The organism is Corynebacterium sp. HMSC06C06 (genome assembly GCF_001807295.1).
Taxonomy (GTDB): domain Bacteria; phylum Actinomycetota; class Actinomycetes; order Mycobacteriales; family Mycobacteriaceae; genus Corynebacterium; species Corynebacterium striatum.
In genome coordinates this window covers 1-3,202 of record NZ_KV788499.1, presented here as the reverse complement: position 1 = coordinate 3,202, position 3,202 = coordinate 1, and the positions used below count along the sequence as shown (strand labels likewise).

Below are 3,202 nucleotides of genomic sequence, written 5' to 3'. Positions count from 1 at the left end.
CGTGAAATACTTAACGAACTATTCAAGCGTGGCGCATCCACCGCTTAATTCCGCCCCCTGGCTTGAACATATGGCGATGAAAACTAGACTTCAAGTAGTTGAACTTTTGGTATGGAGATGCCTATGCGTAAGACCTTAATCAGCCTCACCGGCCCCGCCTTCGTTGCTGCAGTGGCTTACGTCGACCCCGGCAACGTAGCCGCCAACATCAGCGCCGGCTCCCACTACGGCTACCTCCTGGTGTGGGTACTCGTCGTGGCCAACCTCATGGCCATGTTCATCCAGTACCACTCCGCCAAACTGGGCCTAGTCACCCACCGCTCCCTGCCGGAAATCATGGGCGAGCGTCTCTCCCGCCGCGCGCGCCTAGGCATGTGGGCCCAGGCCGAGCTCATCGCCGCGGCCACCGACCTCGCCGAAGTCATCGGCGGCGCCATTGCCCTGCAACTCCTCTTCAACCTCCCCCTGTTCGCGGGCGCGCTCATCATCGGCGCGGTCTCCATCATTCTCCTCATCTTCCAGAAGAAGAACCAGTGGTTCGAGGGGCTTGTCATCGGCCTGCTCCTGGTCATCTGCATCGGCTTCCTTGCCGGCCTCGCCATCGCCCCGCCCGACCCCGCCGACGTGGCCGGCGGCCTCATCCCCCGCCTAGAGGGCAAGGACAGCATCCTGCTGGCCGCCTCCATGTTGGGCGCCACCGTCATGCCGCACGCCATTTACCTACACTCCTCCCTGACCAAGCAGCGCTACCCCGACCTGGAAATCCCCCACGTGCTGGCCGGCACCCGCGCGGACATCGCCGTGGCGCTGTCCATCGCCGGGCTCGTCAACGTGGGCCTGCTGGTCCTGGCGGGCTCGGCCCTCTACGGCGTGGACGGCACAGAGACCATCTCCGGGGCCCACACGGCGATTGCCAGCCACCTCGGCCCGCTGGCCGGCGTTCTCTTCGCCATCGGCCTGCTGGCCAGCGGCCTCGCCTCGACGTCAGTGGGCGCCTACGCCGGCTCCGAAATCATGGACGGCCTGCTTCACATCAAGGTCCCCCTACTAGTCCGCCGCCTGGTCACGCTCATCCCGGCGCTGGTCATCATCGGCTGCGGGGTCGACCCCACTATGGCACTGGTGGTCAGCCAGGCACTTCTTTCCCTGGGCATCCCCTTCGCCATCATCCCGCTTTTCCGCTATGCCGGCTCCCGGGACGTCATGGGTGAGTTCGCCGCGAAACCCTGGTCTATGGCCGTGGGCTGGACGCTTGCCGCGCTGGTCATCGCACTCAATCTCGCCCTCGTGCTCCTGCCGCTGCTCTAGGCCGCCTACAATCAGCAGCCATGATTGAAGTAGCAGCCGTCGTCATCCGCAACCCACAAGGCCACGTGCTTACCGTGCGCAAGAAGTCCTCCACCAAGTACCAACTGCCCGGCGGCAAGCCCGAGGCGGGCGAGGCGCTTGTCGACGCCGCCCTGCGCGAAGTTGCCGAAGAAGTAGGCCTCACCCTCGACGCCGAGAGCCTCAACAAACTCGGCACCTTCGACGCTCCCGCCGCCAACGAACCGGGCGAGGTCGTCGTCGGCACCATCTTCACCTACACCCGCACCGTCACCGCCGACGAACCCCATGCCGCCGCCGAAATCGGCGACACCGCCTGGGTCAACCCAGCAGCCCCCGACCGCGAGCTTGCACACCTGCTGCGCGACCGCGTCTTCCCCACGCTGGCCTAGCGCCAACTGTCAACACTTCGGCGTCATTGACCTCGAAACCATCAAGAGCTACCCTTTTGAACATGTTCACTGAACACGTTCACTCATCGCGCTCGGCCGCCAAAGCTGGCACCGTCAGCAAGGTCCTAGCCACCGCCTACGAACTCTTTCTCACTCAGGGCTACGCCACCACCAGCATCCGGACTATCGCATCCGAAGCTGGCGTTAGCGTGGGAACCGTCATGGGAGTCGGCGACAAACAAACGCTGCTCATCCGCACCATTGGCCAACACATTTCAGAACTCCACGATGACATCCGGGGACAATCCGATAGCCTTCTCGATGTCCTGAGACCTTTCCTCCAGATGTTTACCGGCCACGAAGAGCTCTCCCGCGCCTTTGGCGCAGCACTCATCCAACAAGGCAATCAAGGCGAAGCGCTCACCGCACTCAAAACGCTCCTGACCGATGAAATCACCCTGCGACTCGGCACCAGGCTCAGCAGCGCCGATGCGGCCGAGTACGCCGACCTGCTGTACAACGTCTACCTCGGCTTACTCATCGGCTGGGCCGCCGGAATCTACGACACCGAGCACCTCACATCCCAAGCCGCCTCATCGATCGAACGCCTCAACACCGCATTCGGAGTAACCCAATGATCCTAGAATCTTCCCCAGCCTGGCCCTCCCTTCTACTAGCAGCCATTCTGCTTGGCGACGCCGCCCTCTCCCTCAAACCAGTCCCCTTCATCGAAGCCTGCCTCAGCGGCGTCAAACTCCCCAAGGACTGGTGGTGGGCGCTCATTGTCATCAAGTGCCTCGCCGCCGTAGGACTCATTGCCGGCCTCTGGTTCCCCGGCGTAGGAATCACAGCCATGATTGGAGTCATCGCCTATTTCTGCGCGGCCGCAGCAGCCCATGTCCGCGCCCACTTCCTCGGTAGCGCATTCTGGATCAACTGCTTAGGCATGCTCGCATTCTCCATCGGAGTACTGATCCTGACGCTCGCACTGAATTAAGACACCAGTCAACCTTTCACGGCTTCCTGAAGGCAGATACATCATTGCACCTCTTGAATGATGACTTGATGCTTTCTACCCTAAAGGTATGCGCACGACGATAAACCTCCCGCCGAAACTCCTTGAAGAAACGAAGGTCCAAGCCAAAGCCAACAATGTCACTTTGAGCTCATACGTCGAAGAGGCGGTCCGCGCTGCCCTCAAGAAGGAAGCCCGCATCAGTACCGAAGACACCCCCGTTAACCTGCCCTCCTTCGATTGCGGCGGACCGGCTCTAGTTGATCTCAGCAACAAAGAAGCTGTGTGGGCGGTACTCGATGATCATTCCTGATGTCAACATTCTCGTTTATGCCTTCCACTCCGCTGCACCGCAACATAAACCCGCTCAACAATGGCTAAGTAGTGCTCTAAATCGGCATGAAACAATTGGACTCCTGGATGTTGTGGCAACGGGCGTGCTGTCAAGGGGTGAATGCGCCACTTCGAC

General features: G+C 61.2%; 5 protein-coding genes. All 5 read left to right on the top strand.

Annotated elements, in window-relative coordinates:
• Positions 1 to 123: 123 nt before the first annotated feature.
• The 5 genes from HMPREF3153_RS08350 to HMPREF3153_RS08330 all read left to right on the top strand — a co-directional run bounded on the left by HMPREF3153_RS08350 (position 124) and on the right by HMPREF3153_RS08330 (position 3,046).
• Positions 124 to 1,308 carry an Nramp family divalent metal transporter gene (locus HMPREF3153_RS08350; protein ID WP_011272788.1) on the top strand — a complete coding sequence of 395 codons (1,185 nt, stop codon included), beginning with the start codon at positions 124 to 126 and terminating at the stop codon, positions 1,306 to 1,308.
• Between the two features lie 20 nt (positions 1,309 to 1,328).
• Positions 1,329 to 1,718: an NUDIX hydrolase gene (locus HMPREF3153_RS08345; protein WP_005292595.1), complete on the top strand. Its 390-nt coding sequence runs from the start codon at positions 1,329 to 1,331 to the stop codon at positions 1,716 to 1,718.
• Between the two features lie 62 nt (positions 1,719 to 1,780).
• Positions 1,781 to 2,356, top strand: a complete 576-nt coding sequence (locus HMPREF3153_RS08340) for a TetR/AcrR family transcriptional regulator (RefSeq protein WP_005292598.1) — start codon at positions 1,781 to 1,783, stop codon at positions 2,354 to 2,356.
• Positions 2,353 to 2,715 (top strand): DoxX family protein, encoded by a 363-nt coding sequence (locus tag HMPREF3153_RS08335; protein ID WP_005292602.1) that lies wholly within the window; start codon positions 2,353 to 2,355, stop codon positions 2,713 to 2,715. Before HMPREF3153_RS08340 ends, HMPREF3153_RS08335 begins: the two co-directional genes overlap by 4 nt.
• Before the next feature lie 88 nt (positions 2,716 to 2,803).
• A complete protein-coding gene (locus tag HMPREF3153_RS08330; protein ID WP_005292604.1) occupies positions 2,804 to 3,046 on the top strand; it encodes a YlcI/YnfO family protein in 243 nt (80 codons plus the stop codon).
• The last annotated feature ends 156 nt before the right edge of the window (positions 3,047 to 3,202 follow it).